This window comes from Caulobacter sp. P4_E5, from assembly GCF_056401555.1.
The window spans coordinates 57,078-77,951 of the sequence record NZ_JBFUJD010000007.1; the positions used below are offsets into that span (position 1 = coordinate 57,078).

Annotated in this window: 13 protein-coding genes; 3 read left to right on the forward strand and 10 right to left on the reverse strand. The window is 69.0% G+C overall.

Annotated features, from left to right (window positions below):
* Positions 1–39: 39 nt before the first annotated feature.
* The 4 genes from AC1DSO_RS03840 to AC1DSO_RS03855 form a co-directional block, all read right to left on the reverse strand.
* Positions 40–279, reverse strand: coding sequence for a hypothetical protein (locus AC1DSO_RS03840; RefSeq protein ID WP_477067584.1), 240 nt, complete (start codon positions 277–279; stop codon positions 40–42).
* A gap of 35 nt (positions 280–314) precedes the next feature.
* Positions 315–968 carry a hypothetical protein gene (locus AC1DSO_RS03845; protein WP_477067585.1) on the reverse strand — a complete coding sequence of 218 codons (654 nt, stop codon included), beginning with the start codon at positions 966–968 and terminating at the stop codon, positions 315–317.
* 125 nt (positions 969–1,093) lie between these two features.
* The gene (locus AC1DSO_RS03850) at positions 1,094–1,672 is read right to left on the reverse strand and encodes a dihydrofolate reductase family protein (RefSeq protein ID WP_477067586.1); all 579 of its coding nucleotides are present in this window, start codon (positions 1,670–1,672) and stop codon (positions 1,094–1,096) included.
* 139 nt (positions 1,673–1,811) lie between these two features.
* On the reverse strand, positions 1,812–3,551 hold the full coding sequence (locus AC1DSO_RS03855; RefSeq protein ID WP_477067587.1) for a PAS domain S-box protein: 1,740 nt from the start codon (positions 3,549–3,551) through the stop codon (positions 1,812–1,814).
* 316 nt (positions 3,552–3,867) lie between these two features.
* Between AC1DSO_RS03855 and AC1DSO_RS03860 the strand changes: the two genes are divergently transcribed.
* Entirely contained in the window at positions 3,868–6,993 is a 3,126-nt protein-coding gene (locus tag AC1DSO_RS03860) for a PAS domain S-box protein (RefSeq protein WP_477067588.1), read from the forward strand.
* 24 nt (positions 6,994–7,017) lie between these two features.
* Here the strand turns inward: AC1DSO_RS03860 and AC1DSO_RS03865 are convergent, their stop codons facing one another.
* The 6 genes from AC1DSO_RS03865 to AC1DSO_RS03890 all read right to left on the reverse strand — a co-directional run bounded on the left by AC1DSO_RS03865 (position 7,018) and on the right by AC1DSO_RS03890 (position 15,628).
* Entirely contained in the window at positions 7,018–8,649 is a 1,632-nt protein-coding gene (locus AC1DSO_RS03865; RefSeq protein ID WP_477067589.1) for an alkaline phosphatase D family protein, read from the reverse strand.
* A gap of 83 nt (positions 8,650–8,732) precedes the next feature.
* Positions 8,733–11,927: a carboxypeptidase regulatory-like domain-containing protein gene (locus AC1DSO_RS03870; protein WP_477067590.1), complete on the reverse strand. Its 3,195-nt coding sequence runs from the start codon at positions 11,925–11,927 to the stop codon at positions 8,733–8,735.
* Between the two features lie 130 nt (positions 11,928–12,057).
* A complete protein-coding gene (locus AC1DSO_RS03875) occupies positions 12,058–13,059 on the reverse strand; it encodes a FecR family protein (protein ID WP_477067591.1) in 1,002 nt (333 codons plus the stop codon).
* Entirely contained in the window at positions 13,028–13,630 is a 603-nt protein-coding gene (locus AC1DSO_RS03880) for an RNA polymerase sigma factor (protein ID WP_477067592.1), read from the reverse strand. The genes AC1DSO_RS03875 and AC1DSO_RS03880 overlap by 32 nt, the downstream gene beginning before the upstream one ends.
* A gap of 113 nt (positions 13,631–13,743) precedes the next feature.
* Positions 13,744–15,267 carry a M56 family metallopeptidase gene (locus AC1DSO_RS03885; RefSeq protein WP_477067593.1) on the reverse strand — a complete coding sequence of 508 codons (1,524 nt, stop codon included), beginning with the start codon at positions 15,265–15,267 and terminating at the stop codon, positions 13,744–13,746.
* Entirely contained in the window at positions 15,260–15,628 is a 369-nt protein-coding gene (locus AC1DSO_RS03890) for a BlaI/MecI/CopY family transcriptional regulator (protein ID WP_477067594.1), read from the reverse strand. Before AC1DSO_RS03890 ends, AC1DSO_RS03885 begins: the two co-directional genes overlap by 8 nt.
* 106 nt (positions 15,629–15,734) lie before the next feature.
* On the opposite strand from AC1DSO_RS03890, the gene AC1DSO_RS03895 reads away from it, so the two are divergent.
* Together AC1DSO_RS03895 and AC1DSO_RS03900 are read left to right on the forward strand one after the other, a co-directional pair.
* Positions 15,735–17,891: a TonB-dependent receptor domain-containing protein gene (locus AC1DSO_RS03895; RefSeq protein WP_477067595.1), complete on the forward strand. Its 2,157-nt coding sequence runs from the start codon at positions 15,735–15,737 to the stop codon at positions 17,889–17,891.
* A 340-nt stretch (positions 17,892–18,231) separates the two neighbouring features.
* Positions 18,232–20,874, forward strand: a complete 2,643-nt coding sequence (locus tag AC1DSO_RS03900) for a glycoside hydrolase family 3 C-terminal domain-containing protein (protein ID WP_477067596.1) — start codon at positions 18,232–18,234, stop codon at positions 20,872–20,874.

Sequence of the window (20,874 nt, forward strand, 5' to 3'; positions counted from 1 at the left end):
CGCCGCTGATCAAGGGGCTTCGGCGACCGTCTGGGGGCGCTAGCTGGCGCGGCAGGCTTCCGGCGGGCCGGCGCCGTCTTTCGGCGTGGGCGCTGACTCGGTTTTGGCGACGGGTTTGGGCGCGACGCACGGGTTCGCCTGGACGCCGGCGGCTCGCTTCTGGAGGTTCTTCTTGGCGACTTCTTCGGTGAAGGTCAGGCCGGCGCCCGCCGGGCCGGCGAGGGCGGGGGAGGCGATCAGGCAAGCGGCGGCGAGGCCGAGGGACGCGAGAACATGCATATGGGAAACAACTCCGGGGAAACGGTGCGGGTGGTTCAGCCGCCGGTGACGGTGTCGGCCTGGGCCTGAAGGGCGGGCAGGTCGCGGCGGTAGGTGTCGACGGCCTTCAGCAGGCCGGCGATCTCGGCGGGGGTGATGGCGGCGCGGTGCTCGTGGCCGGTGTCGGACTTGAACTTGAAGCCCCAGGCGGCCGGCGCGGCGGCGGCGCGGCGCAGTTCGCTTTCCGAGACGTCGAAGGCGACTTCCTCGCGGCAGACTTCCGGCGCCTCGAACAGGAAGCAGTGGCCAGCGTTGTCCTTGATCCGGGTCAGCGGCGCGGCGACCGGCCACTGGGCGCTCTGGTAGGATACTTCGCCGTAGCCGCGCACGGGCCCCGGATAGGTCAGGGTCTGGCGCACCTCGAAGCGGGTCGCGCCCGAGCGCTTGTCGACCACCGCCCGCAGGTGATTGTCGTTGGTCGGCGAGCGGAACAGGCCCTTGCCGGTCTGGAACCCGCGCTCGGTGCTGACCACCGTCTCGATGTCGAGCGGATCGTCGATCACCCGGGCGTGGGCGTGGAAATGGTCGGCGCTCAGGGCCGCCTGCTTGGCCGGCAGGCGCACCGCCTCGGCGCTGGCGGAGCCGGCCGCGGCGACCGCCAGGATCGCGACGAGGGTCGGCGTCGGCAGGCGGCTGCGGGTTTTGCTCATCCTCGTTCTCCCGAACAGGGCCGCTCCATCGCGGAGCGCCCTTCAACAGTTCGAGAGTGGCGAGGCCGCCTTTCGGCTCTGCATCGCGTTTGTGACAAAGAATGACAGCGCCGGATGGCGCGGCGTCACGCCGGTCGGTAAATCTGCGCCACGGCGCCGCCCGGAAAGGCCTTCGAGCTGACCAGTTTGAGCGGCGCCGGCGCGGCGAGGTCGGAGAACAGCGGCAGGCCCTTGCCCAGCGCCATGGGCGCCACGAGCAGGGCGAACTGGTCGATCAGGCCTTGGGCGACGAGACTGCGGGCGAAGCCGGCGCCGCCGTGGGCGATGATCGGCTTGCCGTCTTGGGCCTTCAGCGCCGCGATTTCCTCCGCAAGGTCACCGCTCGCCACATAGGCCTTCGCCCAACTGTCCGCGCCGGGTTGCGGCTCGCCGGCCTGCCCGCTTCCGGCGCCGGCGGTCTCCAGAATCGCGGAACCCTGTCGTGAGAAGACGGCCTTGGGGATCTGGTTCATCGGCGGCGCGAATGCGTCGGTGGAGGTCGGCCAGTAGCCGGACATGGCCTGGAAGCTGCGGCTGCCCATGATGTGCAGGCTGGCGTTCGATATGTAGTCCACGCTCCAGGCCTTCGCCTCCTGATCGGCGCCGAACATCCACGTGTTCCGGCCCTCCAGGTCGCTCACGAAGCCGTCGACCGACATGCTCATTTTCAGGATCAGGTCTCTCACGGCTTTCTCCTCCGTTGCCTGCCCAAGGACGGGCCGGATCGACCACTTCCGACAGCGCGCTACATTTTTTTCGCGCCGGTCTATCGCCGGGGTTCGCGCGCTCGGCGCGAGGGGGCCATCACCCGTCCTGGCTTCCCGCGCTGTCGATCCTGAGCGGCAGGCGCGCCTCGACGCCGGCCGGCGCGAAGATCAATTCCGGCCGCCCGCCCAGGTCGGACGTCAAGCCGCCGCTCAGCAGCCGCGCCCCGAAGCCCCTCCGCGCGGGGATTTCCACCCGCGGCCCGCCCGTCTCCCGCCAGGTCAGCTCGGCGCTATCGGGACTGGTTAGCGACCAGTCGATCCGCACGACGCCTGTCGGGACCGAAAGCGAACCGTATTTCACGGCGTTCGTGCCCAGTTCGTGCAGGGCCAAGGCCAGGGCCAGGGCCGCGCTGGGGCCCACCCTGAGCGAGGGTCCGTCCATGGTGATCCGGGCCAGATCGTTGTTGTCGATGAAGGGGCGCACGGCCTGGCGCACGACTTCCTCGACGGCGGCGCTCGTCCAATTCTCGCGGGTCAGGACGTCATGGGCGGCCGACATCGCCATCAGCCGCTCGAACAGTTGCTCGCGGACGTGGGGCGGCGTTTCACCCGGCTTGAGCGTTTGCCGGACAATGGACTGGATCGCCGTCAAGGTGTTCTTGACCCGGTGGTTGAGCTCGTTGATCAGCAGGCGCTGATGAATCTGAGCCTCCTTGATCGCGGTCAGGTCCATGGCCATGCCCAGATAGCCGATGAAACGGCCGGTCTCATCGAAGCTGGGCCGGGCGTTGGCCAGCATCCACTTGTAGCTTCCGAGGCCGGATCGAAAGCGGGCTTCGAAGCTGTAGGATTCGAGCTTGGCGCGCGCCTGCAGGCGGCGGGCGAGCACGCCGGGAATGTCTTCGTGGTGGATCAGGTCGATCCAGACGTCGCCAAGCAGCTGCTCTCGGTCGCGGCCCGCGAACTCGACGAAGGCTTCGTTGACGAACTCGATGCCGCCTTGCGCGCTGGTCATCCAGACGGGGGACGGCGCCGCGTCCGCCATGACCCGGAAACGCGCCTCGCTCTCGCGCAACCGCCCTTCGGCGAGCTTCTGCTCGGTGATGTCCGTATGGATCCCGACCCATTCCCGCACCGAGCCGTCCGCGTCCAGGGTCGGGACGGCGCGGATCTGGAAGGTCCGCCAGGTTCCGTCGTGACGGCGCACACGGTGCTCGAACAGAAACGGGCGGCGCTCGGCCACCGCGGCCAGCCAGGCCTGGATCGTGGGTTGGGCGTCGTCGGGATGGATCGCCTGGGCCCAGCCAAATCCCTGATACTCCGCGGGTGATTGCCCCGTCAGCTTCGCCCAGCCCGGCTGTTCGCCGACCATCTCGCCGTCCGCGTTGTTGGTCCACAGCACGCCCTCGACCGCGGCCACCGCCGCGCGGAACCGCGCCTCGCTGGCGGCGAGCCGGGCGATCGCGTCGCGGCGATCGGAAATATCGCGGATGAACCCCAGGAAAAGCGGGTCGTCGCCCTCGCCCCAGGTGGTGATCGACAGCTCGACCGGGAATTCCTCGCCATCGCTGCGCAGGGCGCTCAGCTCCAGGATCTTGCCCAGCACCCCGCTGGTCTTCGTCGCCACGAAGCGCTCGAGGCCCTTCCTGTGGTCCTCGCGGAGATGCAGCGGCACGATGACTTCGGCCAGAGGCCGTCCGACGACCTCGTGCCGCGCCCAGCCGAACATCGTCCGGGCGCGGGGACTCCAGTCGGCGACCAGGCCGCGCGCGTCCATCACAACGACCGCATCGATCGCGGTATTGAGAATGGGCTGCAACTTTTCCAGGTCGAACACGACTACTCCGTCAACCGATGTCCATGGCGCTCGGGTCGTCCGATCGCCGATTGTTCCAGAGTCCCGTCGTCCCGGTAGGCGACACGTTCGGTCGCCCGAAGCGCCTATGCGACCATAGGTCGCCGTGCGCCGCTACGGTCAAGGGGCCGCGCCCGTCCCCGGGCCCCGTCGCGGCGCCTCCCGCCTGCGCCCGATTGTCGCGCCCAAGGTTAACCTCTGCGGTGAAGCTCGCGTGCGACAACGGTGAAAAGGGGAACGTCTGGCCATGAAGGGAGCGGGAGCGCGACGACTTGAAGCGCTTCGAATACTCAAGGCCTTGAGGAGGCCGGCCGAGGAACGGTTCGATCTCGTCACCGCCTTGGCCGCCGACCTGTTCAAGACTCCGCTCGCCCTGGTGTCGCTGACCGAGGTCGAACGTATTTCCGCCCTGTCCGACCCGAAGCCCACGCCGGAAGACCCGCCCCAGGTCTGGACCTTCAGCGCCGAGGCCCTGCGAATGGGGCCCGACGCGCTGATGATCGTCACGGACGCGGCGGCGGATCCTCGGTTCGCCACTGACCCCCTGGTCACCGGCGACGCCAAGATCGGCTTCTACGCCGGCGCCGTGCTGACGACCCGCGACGGCCGTACCCTCGGCACGCTGTGCGTCCTCGACACCCGCGCCCGTCGACGTCCGGCGCCCGCCAAGCTCGAGCGTTTGAAAATGCTGGCCAAGATCGTCGTCGACGAGCTGGAGCTGGCCCGCGCCCACCGCCTGGCCGGCGAGCGGCGTCGCCTGCTGGAACTCACCGAGAGCGTGTCGGGCGTTGGCTATTGGCGCATCGACGTCGCCACCGGCGTCGTGAGCTGGTCGGACATGGTCTATGGAATCCATGGCGTCAGGCGCGAGGACTTCGTTCCCGACCGTGAAAACTCGCTGGCCCTCTATCATCCCGAGGACCAGGCCGGGGTCGTCGATAGCGTCCGCCGGGCGATCGCCGCCAGGGGCGCGTTCGAATTCCAACTCCGCATCCATCGCCCTGACGGCGAAACGCGCGACGTGGTGTCGAAAGGCCTGTGCGAACTCGACGAGCAGGGCGAGGTCGTTGCGGTGTTCGGCGTGTTTCAGGACATCACCGAACAGGCGCGGGCCCTGGACGCGGCCAGGCGCAGCGAGCGGCGCTACAGGCTGCTCGCCGACAATATGGGCGATGTGATCACGCGCATCCGTCTCGACGGCGGCAGCAACTACATCTCGCCCGCCATCGAGCGGATCCTGGGCTATCAGCCCGAGGAAATGACCGGCCAACTGGCCCAGGCCTTCGTCCACGAGGCCGATCACCCTCTGGTCCTGGCGACCTTCGACCAGCTGTCGCGAGGTCTTGACCAGAAGACCCTGCAGCACCGGGCGGTGCACAAGGACGGGCGGACGGTCTGGGTGGAGACCAGCTTCCGCTTGGTGCGCGACGGCCAGGGAGCGCCCTTCGAGATCGTGGCGGTGATCCGCGACGCGACCGAGCGCAAGCTGCTGGAGGACGCCACGATCGCCGCTCGGGACGAAGCGCGCGAGCAGGCCCAGAGGGCCGCCATGGCCGAACGCATGGCGAGGGTTGGGCACTGGCGTTTCGAGGCCGAGACAACCTTGGTGACCTGGTCCGAGCAGATGTACCAGATCTACGGCCTGGATCCGGCGCTGCCGCTGGATTTCAGCGCCTTGATGTCCATGTCCCACCCCGAGGACCAGGCCGCCGGCCGCCGGCGCCTGGCGACTGCGCTGGCCACGGGCGAGCCTATTGAGGAAGYGGTCTCCCGGATCGTTCGGGCGGACGGGCAGGTGCGCTATATCACCGGCGCCAGCGCGGTCGAAAAGAACGCCGACGGTAAGGTCGTGGCTGTCGTCGGCACGATGCGGGACATCACCGAGCAGCGTCAGTCCCGGATCGCGCTGTCCCAGAGCGAGGCCCGCTATCGGCTCCTGGCGGAGAACGCCAGCGACCTGATCATGCACAGCGACGTCGAGGGGCGGGTCACCTACATCTCGCCGTCGGTGCTTCCCGCGACGGGCTTCGCGCCCGAGGAGGTCGTGGGCAGCGATATCTTCAGTTGGATCGATCCCGCTGACGCGGCCGGGGTCAGGACCGCGGTCGCGGCTCAGTTCAAGTCACGCGGCGCCGCGCCGGTCACGCCCGTGGAGTTCCGCACCCGGCACAAGGATGGTCGTGTGCTGTGGCTGGAGGGGCGTCCGACCCTGGCCTTCGATCCCCAGACGGGCGCGATCACCGGCATCACCGACGTGGTGCGCGACACCTCCGCGCGACGGGCTCTGGAGGCGGAACTGCGCGCGGCCCGGGCCGAGGCCGAGACGGCCGCGGCGGTCAAGTCGGAGTTCCTGGCCAATATGAGCCATGAATTGCGCACGCCGCTGACCGCCGTGCTGGGTTTCTCGCGCCTGGCCGAAGAGCAACCGGAATTGTCGGACACCACGCGCGGCTATCTCCGCCGCGCGTCCAATGCCGGCCAGGCCCTGCTGTCGACGATCAACGACATCCTCGACTTTTCCAAGCTCGAGGCCGGACAGGTCGAGATCGAAGCCCGACCGATGTCGCCGGCCCAGATGGCCGCCGAGACCCTGGACCTGTTCGCGGCCCAGGCCGCGGCCAAAGGCCTTGCGCTGACGGTAAGCGACCTGGAAGCCCTGCCCCGGACGGTTCGCGCCGACCCCGATCGGGTTCGCCAGATCCTGCTCAACCTGATCGGCAACGCGGTGAAGTTCACGACGACGGGCGGCGTCCGCCTCGATGTCGCCTTCGAACCGCTCGGCGAACGAATGACCTTCACGGTGACCGACACCGGTCCAGGCGTCCCCGACGACCGGGTCGATTGCCTGTTCCGGAGATTTTCCCAGGTCGACGCCTCCTCGACGCGCAAGCACGGCGGCACCGGCCTGGGCCTGGCCATCTGCAAGGGTCTGGCCGACGCCATGGGCGGCGACATCGGCGTGCGCGGCGGGGAGGGCGAGGGGGCCTGTTTCTGGTTCGCGATTCCCGCGCCCATCGTGGACGCCGTCGCGTCCGTGGCGTCGGAGCAGGACGAGATCCTCCTGCCGGCCGGTTGCCGGATCCTGGTGGCCGACGACAACCGGACGAACCGCGAACTCGTGCGAGCCATGCTGACGCCGTTCGACGTCGAGCTCAGCGAGGCGGTCGACGGCCTCGGCGCGGTGGCCGCCGCCAGCCGCGCGCCGTTCGACCTCATCCTCATGGATCTTCGGATGCCGGGCCTCGACGGCGCAGGCGCGGCCCGGCGTATTCGCACCGAGAACGGGCCCAACGCCGCCATTCCCATCCTCGCCTTCTCAGCCGATGTCGATCAAATCGAAAGCTCGGGCCTGTTCGACGGCGTCGTCGGCAAGCCGCTGGCGGGCGCCAGCCTGCTCACCGCGATCACCCGCGCGATCGCCTGAGCGAGGCCCCGCCCATGCCGCGGCTTACGCCGCGAAAACCCTCCGTCCGCGTTCGACCTGCATCCGGTGCGTTCCCGCCAGCGTGACGTCGCGGGCCTTCACCGTCCGCAGGAACAGCCACTCGCCGGTGACGCGCTGGGGCGTGACATCGACCATCATGTAGCCGCGCTGGCTGGTGTCGGCCCATTTCAGCTCGGGATTGGCGGCCATGAAGCCTTGGGCGACCAGCTTCGGATCGGCCCCCATGTCGCCTTCCATGCCGTTCGAGGTGACGGCGTGGCCGGCGAACTCGACGCCGGCGGGACGGCCGTCCTCGACCAGGCCATAGGCCCAGGCGTTGTGGCTGTCGCCCGACAGCATGACGAGGTCGGCGTCGGCGGCCTGGGCCGAGGTCAGCAGGCGGGCGCGAGCGGCGGGATAGCCGTCCCAGCGGTCCATCCACATCGGCAGGCCCGCCTGGGCGGCGCGGATATTGTTGCGGTAGCCGGCGGCCTTCTTGTCGGAGGTCTCGGGGCGCAGCCAGTCGGCGGCGTCCTTGGGCATCACGGTGCGGCCGATGATCGTGCCCATGCCGACCAGCTGCCAGGCCCCGGCATTGGCCTTCATCGCGTGCGCCAGCCAGCCCTCCTGGGTCGCGCCCAGCATGGTGGCGGCGGGATCGCGCCAGACGCCGTCGCGGAACGCCTTGAGGGCGGCGTCGGGATCGGCGGCCTTGAAGCTGGCGCCGATGTCGGCCGGCCGGGTGCGGGCCAGCAGCCGCGACTCCGTGCGGTAGAGCGTGGCCAGGGTCCCGATCGGATAGGCCTTCCACGGCTCTTCGGAGACCGGCATCCACTCGCGATAGGCCTGCATGGCCGCGGCGCGGCGGACGGTCCAGTCGCCCTCCGTGGCCGGCTGGTGGTTCTGGGCGCCGCCCTCCCAGCTGTCGTTGGCCGACTCGTGGTCGTCCCACAGGGCCACCATCGGGGCCATCTGGTGCAGGCGTTGCAGGTCGGGGTCGGCGCGGTAGCTGGCGTAGCGCAGGCGGTAGTCGGCGATGGCCAGGATCTCGGTCGCCGGCAGCAGCTGTTCCTTGCGGCCCGGCGCCCAGTCGGCCTCGCGGGTCGAGGCGAGGCCATATTCGTAGATGTAGTCGCCGGTGTGCAGCCACAGGTCCAGGTCGGTCCGCGCCGCCGCGTGGGCATAGGCGTTGAAGAAGCCCTGGGGCAGGTTCGAGCACGAGAACACCGCCAGGCCGAAGCGGCTGACGGGGCCCACGGGCAGGGTCTTGGTGCGGCCGACCGGAGACTTGGTCCCGTCCGGGGCGACGAAGCGATACCAGTAGACCGTGCCTGGCTTCAGGCCGTCGACGGTTACCTTGGCGGTCCAGTCGCGATAGGCGCCGGTGCGGACGTCGCCGCCGGCCACCAGTTTGGTGAACGCCGGGTCCAGCGCCACCTCGGCCCGCAGGTTCAGGATATCGTCGCCGGCGGCGGGAACGTAGCGCGTCCACAGCAGCATGGAGTCCGGACCGGGCTCGCCGCTGGCCACATTGTGGGTGAAGCCCGTCGCGCCGAGCAGCTCGGCGGCCAGGCCGCGCCCGGCAGGCAGTAGCAGGGCGCCCAGCCCCAGCCCGCCGCCCAGAACCAGACTGCGTCGATCAATCGTCAGAACCATGACGGTCCCCCAACAAAGGAAGATGAGAACAAAGAAAAACTCCCGCGACCGGACGGCCGCGGGAGGTGAAGTTCAGAGGAAGCTTAGAAGGAGCCCTTGATCCCGACGTTCCACATCGAGCCGTAGATGCTGTACTGCTGCACCCGGCTGCGGACGTTCGAATAGATGACGTCGGGCGCGTTGAAGATGTTGCGACCGGCCAGCATCACCTCGAACTGTCGGTTGATCTTGTAGCTGGCGCTGACGTTCCAGAGCTCGCGGGCGGCGTGGTAGAGGATGCCGTTGTTGGGCGTGGTCGGCGTGTTGTTGAGCGCGCTGGTGCGGTACTTACCCTGGGCGTTGCCGGTCAGCTGGACGTCGAACTTGCCGTAGCTGTAGCGCAGGCCCCAGTTGGCCGCGGTCTTGGGCAGGTTCACGCGCTCGCCGTCGGGATCGATCTTGGTGATCGAGCCGCGCAGGCCCAGGCCCCGCAACGCGCCCGGCAGGAAGGTCAGCTGCTGGTCGTACTCCAGCGTCACGCCCTTGTTGGTGCTGGTTCCCGGCAGGTTCTGGGCGCTGCGGAAGGTGTAGCCGGCGTAGTCGCCCGGGTTGTAGCCGACGTCCTCGGGGTTCACCGTCATGCCGGTGACCTGCATGTCCTTGACGTCCAGCTGATAGGCCGAGATGCCGATGACGCCCGACGGCTCCAGGTAGTACTGCAGGCCGGCGTAGTACTTGGTCGAGTGCTCGGGTTTGAGCAGCGGGTTGGGCACCGTGACGAACAGGGTGTTGTCGTCGACCGCGACGACGCCGCCGAGATTGCCGTAGTCGGGCCGCAGGATCGACTGGCTGAAGGCCAGCTGGCCGACCAGCTTCTTGCTGAAGTCGTACTTGGCCCCGCCGCTCAGGAACCAGTCGTCATACTCGCCGTGACGGGTGACGTAGGTCCCGTTGCGGTACTGGTAGAGCAGGCCGGGAACCGTGCTGACTGACAGGCCGGCGGCGGTGACCTCCTTGGCCGGACGGATGTCGGCGACGCGGGCGTCGGTCTCGGTCTTCTCGTAGCGCAGGCCCAGGTCGAACTGGGCGCGGCCGACACGCGGTTGGACCTCGAAATAGGCGGCGTTGACCGTCTCGCCGACCTTCTTGTTGTTGTCCAGCTTGCGCTTCAGATTGCCGACGGTGTCGGGCACGAAGTACTCGGGATGGGCCTTGTAGATGTCGTAGACGGCGTAGTTGCTGTCGGCGCGCCAGTCCTGCTCGTTCATGTTGCCGGCGTCGAAGCCGTGGATCCGGAAGTCGTAGTTGCGGGTCCAGGGGATGACCGCCTCCGGCGCCTTCTGGGTCAGGTCGCCCGTGGGGCCGACGTACTGGAACTGCTGGAACGAGCCCTCGTTGGTCTTCCAGACGTTGGTCCGATAGGTGGCGCCCGCCAGCACCTTGAGCTGGACGGGCCCGAGGTCGAGCTTCTTCTTCAGGTCCAGGTTGACGCCGTACATCTGGTTGCCGGCGTTGGACTCCGACGTGCGGATGTTGTTGCCGATGTCGTCGTCGCGATTGAAGCTGGTCGGGTCGCTCCACGAGCGGCCGGCGGTCTGTTGCAAGGTCCAGGCGTTCGAATCCTCCGACGCGCGATCCAGCGTGAAGCCGATGCGGGTCAGGTAATTGTCCGTGCGCTGAAAGAAGCCCTTGTTGTTGTCGCGGAAATGGAATTCCGAGCTGGAATAGCTGCCGCGCAGCACGGCCTCCAGGGTGTCGCCGCGGTACTCCAGCTTCGGCGCGATCAGCACCGACGGGGTGCCGGCGTAGCGGTGCGAGTACTGGGTGTGCAGGCGGGTGTTGGTGCCGTTCGGATTGACCGCGATGTGGGTCGAGTTGGAGTCCGCCGTCGTCTGTGACGCCGTCGTCGTGCCGAAGATCAGGTAGGTGTACTGGTTGAAGTACTCGACGTCGTAGAACGAATAGGTGCTGCGCAGCGACACGGCCCACTGGTCGGTCAGCTTGTAGTCGACGCTGAGATTGGCGGCCTTGCGGCTGGTCAGCTTCGGGCCCGGACGCCACATCACCTGATAGGGAATGACCCGGCCGCTGGCGAGGTAGGACCAGTCGGTCTGGATGCGGTCCTGCTGGACGTAGTTGGCGTTGTAGCTGGCGTTGAACGCGATCCCCAGGCGGCCGTCCAGGAACACGTCGGCATAGCCGATCTGCGCCGACGGGAAGATCCGCGCGTGCTTCTTGTCGTCCGGGAAATAGGCCTTCGACAGGCCGGAGTCCGAGGTGCCCACGGCGCCCAGCTGGAAGCGCAGCAGTCGCTTGTTGCGCTGGAAGGCGTACTTGCTGCGCAGGTTGATGGCGCCGCCGGGCGAGTCGGCGTCCATGCTGGCCTGCAGGGTGTTGTTCAGCTCGATCGAGTCGACGCCGGTGATCGACATCTGCTCGAACGAGTTCTGGCGGCCGTTGTTGTTGTTCGACGTGGCCGTGGCCATGCGCGCGCCGTCGGTGGTGAAGGTCGAGTACTTCGGATCCAGGCCGCCGATGCGCACGGCGGTGGCGTCCACCTCGGTATAGTCGAGCGAGATGCCCGGCATGTTCTTCATGAACTCGCCCACGTCGCCCATGGTCAGGGCGCCGAAGTTGTCGGCGGCGACGACGTTCTTGGCGTTGGTCGAGGCGCGGCGCTCCATGATCGCGCTGGCTTGGCCGTCACGCTTGGCGGTGATCGTCACCGCCTCGACGCCCTCGCTCGTGGCGGCGTAGGGCTGAAGCGCGAACTCCACCGTCGCCGTCTGGTTCGGCGTGACGGTGACGACCTGTTTGGATTCCTGCAGGCCGGCGTACTTGACCACGACGGTGATGTCGCCGGCCGGAACGTTCGTCAGGCGGAAATCACCGCCGTCTTCGGAATAGGCGACGCTCGGCGCGCCTTCGACCCGGACCTCGGCGTTGCGCACGTACTCGTTCGTGGCGGTGTTGAAGATGCGACCGCGAATGACGCCGGCGCCCGCGCTAGCCTGGGGGCGAGCGGCGCCCGCCGTCGACGAGCGCAGGGTGATGATCTGTCCGTCGTCGGAGTCGATCCGCAGCGGCGTGCCGGCGATCAGCAGGCGCAGCGCCGTGCGGACATCCATGCGGCCCTTGACGGCTGGCGTCCGGATCCCGTCGAGATTGCGCGCCGGAGCCACGATCTGCACCTGGCCTTGGCGGGCCAGCTCGGGAATGGCGCGCACCGCGGCCTGGGCGGGAATGTCGAAGACGCGCTCCTGCGCGTGGACCGGCGCGGCGATCGCGAGCGCGACCACGGCTGCCCCGCAGGAGAGGATGGAGTAACGAGAACGCATTGGCTGACAGCCCCCAATCGTCGCGTTGGTCGCGACGTTCGCGGTTGAGAGCCGTCAGCCGGAGGCTTCCGCTAGCGGTAACAAAAACTTCTTATTCCGCCGAGGCGCGGCGGGTCAGGACGATGGCGTCGCCGTCCTGGGCCAGCTTGGCGTCGAACACGTGGGCGATGGCGCGGCCGAAGCCGACCGGGTCGTTGGCGGCGAACAGGCCGGTGACCGGTTCGCGCGCCAGGTCGGGGTCGCGGATCTGGATCCGCGTGTCGCTGTAGCGCGCGAAGGTTTCCGCCGCCTGCTTCAGGGTTTCGCCCTCGAAGGCCAGTTTGCCTTCGCGCCAGGCCAGTTCGCGGGTCACCGCTTCGGGCGCGATCAATTGGGGATGCTCGACAGCCCCGCCGACCGCATCGGACAGGATCAGCCGCGTATTGGCCTTCAGCGCCAAGGGAGCGGTTGTCCGCCCCCCCACCGCGAGATCGACCTGACCCTCGTTGACCAGCACGTCCACGGGATCGGCGTCCAGCTTGCGGACCCGGAACGCCGCCTGGGCCGTGCGCAGGCGACGGCCATCGACCTCGACGACGAAGGGCCGCCGCTCGTCGCGGGCCACCGAGAAATAGGCCTCGCCCTCGAGCAGGGTGACGCAGCGCTGGCCGTCGTCGTATTTCACCCGGACGCGGCTTTCGGTGTTCAGCAGCACGGTCGAGCCGTCCTTCAGCGGCACGAGGCGGATCTCGCCGCGCCGGGTGCTGACGACGGCGCCAGCCGCGGGCAGGGCGACGCCCAGGGCCACGAGAGAAGCCGCCGCCGCCGCGCTTCCGGTCCAGGTCAGGGCTTGGCGGCGAGACAGGCCCGCGAACCTTGGGCGCCGGGCGTCCTGGAACGCGACCGGATCGAAGCCGTCCCCCAGAGCTTGGGCGGACTCGCTCATCATCGACAGCGCCTGGGCGCGCAGGAGGGCGCCGCGGCTGCGGGGATCCGCCCGCAGCCAGGCCTGGAACGCGTCGTCTTCGTTCGGGGTCAGCGGCCCACGATCCAGCCGCGCCGTCCAGCCGGACGCCGCCTGATCAATGTCTCGACTGGTGTCTCGCTCGGCCATCTATCCCGGCAATCTCCGCTTCCAGGGTCTTAGAGGTTTGGGACCGCTTGTTTCCGCCACGGCCGAACCAATCAATCAAGAACAGGACGCCTCGGGAGATGTGGGTCTCGACCGTATTCTCGGAAATTCGCATCCGCGCCGCGATCTCGCGCTGCGGCAAGTCCTTGACGCGGCGAAGGATGAAGGCCTCGCGCGTCTTGACCGGCATGGCCGCGATCGCGCGGGCCAGCTGGCGCAGTTCGTCCCGGTCGATCGTGTGCTGCTCGGGCGAGGGCGCGTCGTCGCTGTGTTCGAGCCGCTCCAGGTCGTCGACCGTATGGATCGGCACGATGCGGGCGCGGCGGACGTGGCGGGTGATGACCGAGCGGGCGACCTGGAACAGATAGGCGCGCGGATAGCGGATGCTCTCCACCGTCTCCAGCTCGGCCAGGATCGAATAGGCTTCCTGGATCACGTCGTCGGCGTCGACGCCCGGCAGCGGGCGGCGCGACAGCCAACCCCTCAGCGCGGACTCGTGCGGCAGGATATTCCGCAGGAACCACCGTGTTCTTTCCCTGTCGGCGCCGCTCATCCGTCTTCCGCTGGCTGGACATCGCCCGAAGGCGGTTCCTGCCTAGACGGCAATTGTGACACTCACTTGCGACGCACGCGGAAGAGTCGATGCGCGGGGGCGACAGGCGCCGTCTAAAGCTTCAGCCCCATTCCGACGGCGTTCTCGGCGTATTCCGACAGGCGCTGGCCTTCCTCGATCTCCTCCGGCGTCTCGGCCCGCACCAGAGCGGTGACGACCATGGCCTGGCCGGTCGGCAAGCGCAGGATCCCGGTCTCGTTGGGCGCCAGGTCGATCGAGCCGGTCAGCTCCGGGCGGAAGGCCTTGCCCAGGCTGACCGTGACCCGCAGGCGCTGGCCCTCCTGGACGACGCTGGTGAACAGCGAATAGCGGCTGCCTCTGCGGGCGTAGGCGCCCTTGCGATAGAGGCGCTGCGAGCCGAAGGCGGTGAAGTCGGCCCAAAGCGGCGCGCCGTCGGGGGCCAGGCCGCTGGCGATCACCCGCACCGCCGAGCCGGGCTCGACGAGGGATCGGTCGGCGATCGCGCGGATGATCCGAGGGCTGCGAAGGTCGGCGAACGGCGGGGGCGCGGTCGCCGGCGTCGGCGCGGCCTGAATCTCGGCCTGGGCCAGCGCAGGTTCGGGGGTGGCGGCGACCACCGGTGTCTCGGCGACCTTGGCGGTCGGCGGGGCAGGCTTGGTCGGCTGGCGCAGCGACGGCGGAGCCTCGGTCGCCCGAGGCGACGCCGAGACGATCGCGGGCCGCGCCTCCGGGGCGGAGGGCGCCTCTGAAACCAGCACGAACTCGGCTGGACGCGCCGCCCAGACGCCGATGGCCCCGGCCTGGCCCAGCACGAGGGTCAGGCCGACGCCGACCAGACGGCGGGCGCGGCTGGGCGAAGGACGCGACAGCAGCCGCACGCGCTGGGCCAGCGGGTGGCTGGACCAGTGGCAGCCCAGCGGCAAGGGCCGGGCGGCCAGCTGGGTCTTCAGCATGGCCTCGGCATAGGCCTTGCGGGCCTTGGGATGGGCGGCGATGACGCGGGCGTCGCAGGCCAGCTCCTGGTCGATCCGCAGCCAACGCGCCATCACGTGGCAGGCCGGATTGAACCAGTTCACGCAGGTCATCAGGGCGACGGCCGCATTGACCGGCGGATCGCCGCGCTCGAGGTGGGTGCGTTCGTGGGCCAGCACCACCTCGCGTTCACGCGGGGTGTAGCGTTCGGCGAAATCAGTGGGCGTCACCATGCGCGGGCGCAGCACCCCAACCACGGCCGGTCCCGCCTGTCCGGCGCGCACGGCGCGGGCGAACTGGACCTGACGCCAGATCAGCCATGCCAGGCTCGCGGCCACGCCGACAAGCCACAGGCCCGCCAGCAAGGGTCCGGGATCGAACGACGCGGCGGCCATGGCGGCGGCTTGCGTCGAGGGCGCGCCGCTGGCCGGCTGGGCCAGGGCGGGCAGCGTCGGCGCGGTCACCGTGACCACCCGCGCCGGAACCAGCATGGCCAGCGCGGCCAACGGCGGCAGGATCCACAGAGCGTAGGCGACCCGCGCGCCGAACAGGCGTCGGACCGGCACGCGCGCGGCCATGACCACGGCGATCGCGGCCGCCAGGGCCAGGTTGACGCGCAGCAGGGTTTCCAGCGCCTCAGTCATCGTCCTCGATGTCCGCGATCAGGTCCTTCAGAAGCTGGACGTCCTTGGCCGTCAGCGCCCGATGCTGCGCGAAATGTGCGACCAGGGGCGCGACTTCGCCACCGAAAAGGCGGTCGACCAGGCCCTGGCTCTCGGCTTGCACATAATCATCGCGGGAGATCAGCGGCCGGTAGAGATAGCCGCCAGCCTCGCGGGCGCCGGAAATCGCGCCCTTCTTCAGCAAGCGGGTGATCAGCGTCTTGACCGTGCCCGGCGCCCAGCCGTGCGCCTCGCCGACCTCGGCGACGACGCCGTCCGGCGTCAGAGGGCCGCGCCGCCACAGCGCCTCCATGATCTGGCTCTCGGCGCCCGAAATTCGCACGCGCCCTCTCCGCATTACAGAAACTACATTTGTATTCTATGTGAGAATACAGCTGTATGATAGCTCATTCCGTCGCTGACGCCAGCGACCCGAGGGGAAAGTCAAAGTGCATATCGGTCTCGTCGGGGTCGTGCTCGCCGCCGCCCAAGCCGCCTCCACCGCCACGCCCGCACCTCAGGCCGCGCCGCAAAAGCCGGCCGAAGCCTCGACGGGCGTCAGCGCGGTCACGGTGACCGCCGACGCGCCGGCGGTGCGCACCTCGATCGATCGCCGCAGCTACAGCGTTTCGGGCGATCTCTCGGCCCAGTCCGGCTCGATCGCCGACGCCCTGCGCAACCTGCCCTCGGTGGAGGTCGACGTGCAGGGCAATGTCAGCCTGCGGGGCGATCCGTCGGTGACCATCCTGATCGACGGCAAGCCCTCGGGCCAGTTCCAGGGCGACAGCCGCGGCCAGGCGCTGCAGTCGATGGCGGCCGAGCGGATCGACAGGGTGGAGGTGATCACCAACCCCTCGGCCGAGTTCCGCGCCGACGGGACGGGCGGGGTCATCAACCTGATCACCAAGAAGGCCAAGGGCGCGGGCCGCACCAGCTCGCTGCGCCTGACTGGCGGGGATTCCGGCCGTGGCGCGATCAGCACCAATGTCGGTTACAACAGCGGCAAGCTGTCGGCGTCCGGCGACGTCAACTACCGCCGCGACCCGGCCAGCCAGACCGAATACGAGCGTCGCCAGCAGGCCGCCATCGACAGCGAGGTCAAGACCCGGACCCAGCTGGACATGGAGAATCTGAGCAGCCAGGGCTCCGTCGACTACGACGTGACCGACAAGCTGCGCATCGGCGGCGAGGCCCGGGTCAGCCGCGTCGATTTCGCGCTCGACAATCTGGGCGCCACGACGCGCAAGGACGCCAGCGGCGGGCTGGTCCAGGCCTATCAGCGGGACCTGACCATCCGCCAGCGGCGCGACAACGGCGCGATCAGCGGCAATCTGCGCCGGAAGTTCGACGGCGACGGCCACGAACTGACGCTGAAGATCAGCTACGACGTCGTCGACGACAACCGCACGCGCACCGGTCACACGGTAGGCTCGCTGCCGGCCGCGACCAGCGTGTTCGACCAGCAGCGCCTGGGTTACGACACCCGCCAGACCGACCTGAAGGGCGACTATGTCCGGCCCATGGGCGCGGGCCAGACCCTGAAGCTCGGCTTCGACCTGCAATTCGACGATAACGGTTACGACAACGAGGGGCTCAGGGGCCCTTCGCTGGCCGGGCTGACGGCCGATCCGACCCTGACCAGCCAGTTCTTCTACGAGCAGCAACTGAACCAGGCCTATGTCACCTACGAGCGCCCGGTCGGCGAGCTGACGGTGCTGGCGGGCCTGCGTTACGAGCAGTCGAAGCTTGATCTGACCGCGCTGGGCCATAAGACCGACAACGACACCGCCCGGCTGATGCCCAGCCTGCACCTGTCCTACCCGCTGAACGACCGCCAGAAGCTGACCGCCAGCTATAGCCAGCGCCTGCAGCGCCCTGGCCCGTTCGACCTCAACCCGGTGCCGTTCTTCCTGGATCCGCTGAACTACCGGGTCGGCAATCCGGCGCTGAAGCCGCAGCATACCCACTCGTTCGAGCTGGGCTGGCAGTATCGCAAGGCCCCGACCATGGCCCTGGCCACCCTGTACTATCGCGAGAACGAAAAGGTCGTGACCGACATCGTCTCCGACATCGGCGGCGGGGTGTTCGTCACCACCAAGGCCAATGCCGCCCAGACCCGCAACGGCGGGCTGGAGCTGGTGCTGAACGGCAAGCTGACGCCGAAACTGACCTACAATGTCAGCAGCAACTTCTTCTGGGTCGAGATGGACGGTTCGAACCTCGGCTTCCCGGGCAAGCGCTCGGCCGTCACCGCCCAGGGGCGCGCGGGGCTCAGCTGGCAGGTGACGTCGAAGGATCTGCTGCAGCTGAACGGCTTCATGGCCGGCAAGCGCCTGACGCCGCAAGGCTACGGCATGCCGTTCGCCGCGATCGACCTGGGCTATCGTCGCAAGATCAACGACAGTCTGTCGCTGGTGGTGACGGTCCAGGACGCGCTCGACCTCTATCGCGACAAGCAGGTGATCAAGACCCCGACGCTGAACAGCGTGGTGGTCCGCGACTTCGACGCCCGTTGGCTTCGCGTCAGCCTGGCCTGGACGTTCGGGGTCGGCAAGAACCGCAAGGATCCGGGCTTCGACTTCCAAGGTCCCGGCGGACCGCAGTAGGGGGGGGCTATTCCGCCGGCAGGTTCTCGACGGGCACGGTCAGCATGTAGCCCGCCCGGGACGCTTGGCCGCGCCGTGGCCGATTGTTGCCGTCCCGCCGCGCCCGGAATCTCGCGTAGTCGCCCGTAAGTTTCGGGAATGTACGCCCGGTTTTTCGTGCGGATCGCGACCCGCCGTTCGTCATGGATAGATGGGCTGGCAAGGGCCGTCGCCGGCACGAATGTGACCGGTAACTTTTCTCTTCCCAGTCCCGATTTCGCGTGTCTATCTCTGGCCGCGTGACACCGGCGGCGAGCCGGGCGCGAGGGCTGGAACGGCCCGGGATAAGGGAGGATTCGCCATGCGACAGCACGGCCACTGGCTGGTTTCGGCCTCGCTGATCTTGGGTTCGCTGGCGGGAGCGGCCCACGCCGCCGACACGCCCTATTCCGACCCGACCCTGCCCGCCGCTCAGCGCGCCGCCGACCTCGTCGCGCGGATGACCCTGGAGGAAAAGGCCGGCCAGTTGCGCCACGCCGCGCCCGCCATCCCGCGCCTGGCCGTGCCTGCCTACAACTGGTGGAACGAGGGTCTGCACGGCGTGGCCCGGGCTGGCGAAGCCACCGTCTTCCCGCAGGCGATCGGCCTGGCCGCCACCTTCGACACCCAGCTGATGGGCGAGGCCGCCAACGTCATCAGCACCGAGTTTCGCGCCAAGTACGTCGAGAAGGTCGCCCCCGACGGCTCGACCGTCCAGTACCGAGGCCTGACGGTCTGGTCGCCGAACATCAACATCTTCCGCGACCCGCGCTGGGGCCGGGGCCAGGAGACCTATGGCGAGGACCCCGTCCTCACCGCCGAGATGGGCGTGGCCTTCGTGAAGGGGTTGCAGGGACCTGACCTGGACCACCTGAAGACCGCGGCCACGGCCAAGCACTTCGCCGTCCACAGCGGGCCCGAGGCCGACCGCCATCGCGACGACATCCATCCGTCGGCGCACGACCTGGAAGACACCTATCTGCCGGCCTTCAAGGCGCTGATCACGCGGGCCCACGCCCAGGCGGTGATGTGCGCGTACAATGCCGTGGACGGCCTGCCCGCCTGCGCCAATCCGGCCCTGCTGACCGATCGCCTGCGTCGCGACTGGGGCTTTTCGGGCCATGTGGTCTCGGACTGCGCCGCGGTCGCGGATGTCTACCTGCCGACTTCGCACGCCTATCGCAAGACCGCCGCCGAGGCCTTCGCCGCCACTCTGAAAGCCGGCACCGACCTGGCCTGCGACTTCGGCGGTCCCAAGGGCGTCGAGGCGCCGGCCATCGTCGAGGCGGTGCGGACGGGCCTGGTCAGCGAGGCCGAGGTCGACGTCGCCATGCGCCGGCTGTTCGAGGTCCGCTACCGCCTGGGCCTGATGGATCCGCCGACGCGCGGGCCGTGGGGCAAGATCACCGCCGCCGACAACGACACGCCGGCTCACCACGCCGTCGCCCTGCGCGCGGCCCGGTCGTCGCTGGTGCTGCTGAAGAACGACGGTCTGCTGCCGCTGAAGGCCGCGCCGAGGACCATCGCGGTGATCGGCCCCAACGCCGACAGCGTCGACGCCCTGGTCGGCAACTACAACGGCACGCCGTCCAAGCCGGTGACGGTGCTGGCCGGGATCCGCGCGCGCTTTCCGGACGCCAAGGTGATCCATGTCCCGGGGACGGGCGTCGTCGGTCCGGCCAGCAGCCCGACCCCGGACGCTATCTTCTGCCAGGACGCGACCTGCGCGGCCAAGGGCCTGAAGGTCGAGGAGTTCGGTAATCTGGACCTCGCCGGCGCGCCGGTGGAGACGCGGGTCGACGCCAACATCAAGTTCCGCTGGGGCTGGCCCACGCGAACGGAACGCCATAGCTCGATCCGCTGGAGCGGCTTCGTCACGCCCGGCCAGACCGGCGCGCACGGGTTCTCGCTCACCGGCGATGGCGGCTGGCGGATCCGGGTCGACGGCAAGGTGATCGCCGACTTCTGGAACGCGGCGGTCGACCCGTCCACGGCCCAGACCATCGACCTTCAGGCGGGCAAGACCTACGCCATCACCGTCGAGGCCCGCCAGGACAGCGAGCGCGGGACCCAGGGGCTGACCTGGAGCCAGCCGGCCGACGACAGCGACGCCGCCCTAGCCGCCGCCAAGGACGCCGAGTTGGTGATCTTCGCCGGCGGTCTGACCGCCCGGGTCGAGGGCGAGGAGATGTCGGTCCACGCCCCGGGCTTCGCCGGCGGCGACCGCACCAGCCTCGACCTGCCCGCCCCGCAGGAGCAGCTGTTGGAGCGCCTGCACGGCCTGGGCAAGCCAGTCGTCCTTATACTGATGAACGGCGGGGCGATTAGCGCCAACTGGGCCGACAAGACCCTGCCGGCGGTGGTCGAGGCCTGGTATCCGGGCGGCGAGGGCGGGACCGCGATCGCGGGCCTGCTGGCCGGCGACTTCAGTCCCTCGGGCCGCCTGCCGATCACGGTCTATCGCACGGCCGACCAGCTGCCGGCCTTCAAGGACTACGGCATGGCCGGCCGCACCTATCGCTATTTCGGCGGCGAGGCTCTCTACCCGTTCGGCCACGGCCTGTCCTACACGCGCTTCTCGTACGGCAAGCCCGTGCTGAAGGGCGCTGTCACCGCCGGGGAGCGGGTCAAGGTCGCCGTGCCCGTCGCCAACACCGGCGGCCGCGACGGCGACGAGGTGGTCCAGCTCTATGTCTCGCGGCCCGGCGCGGCCGGCGCGCCGATCCGGGCGCTGAAGGGCTTCCAGCGGGTGTCGCTGCGCAAGGGCGAGACGAAGACCGTCACCTTCGACCTGGACCCGGACGCCTTCGCCACTGTCGACGCCGCCGGGCGCCGCTCTGTCCAGCCCGGCGAGGCCCAGCTGTGGATCGGCGGCGGCCAGCCGGTGTCGCGGCCTGGCCTGACCGCCGCCTCGGGTGTTGCCGCCCGGCTGCGGATCACGGGCGAAAAGGCTCTCGCCAACTAG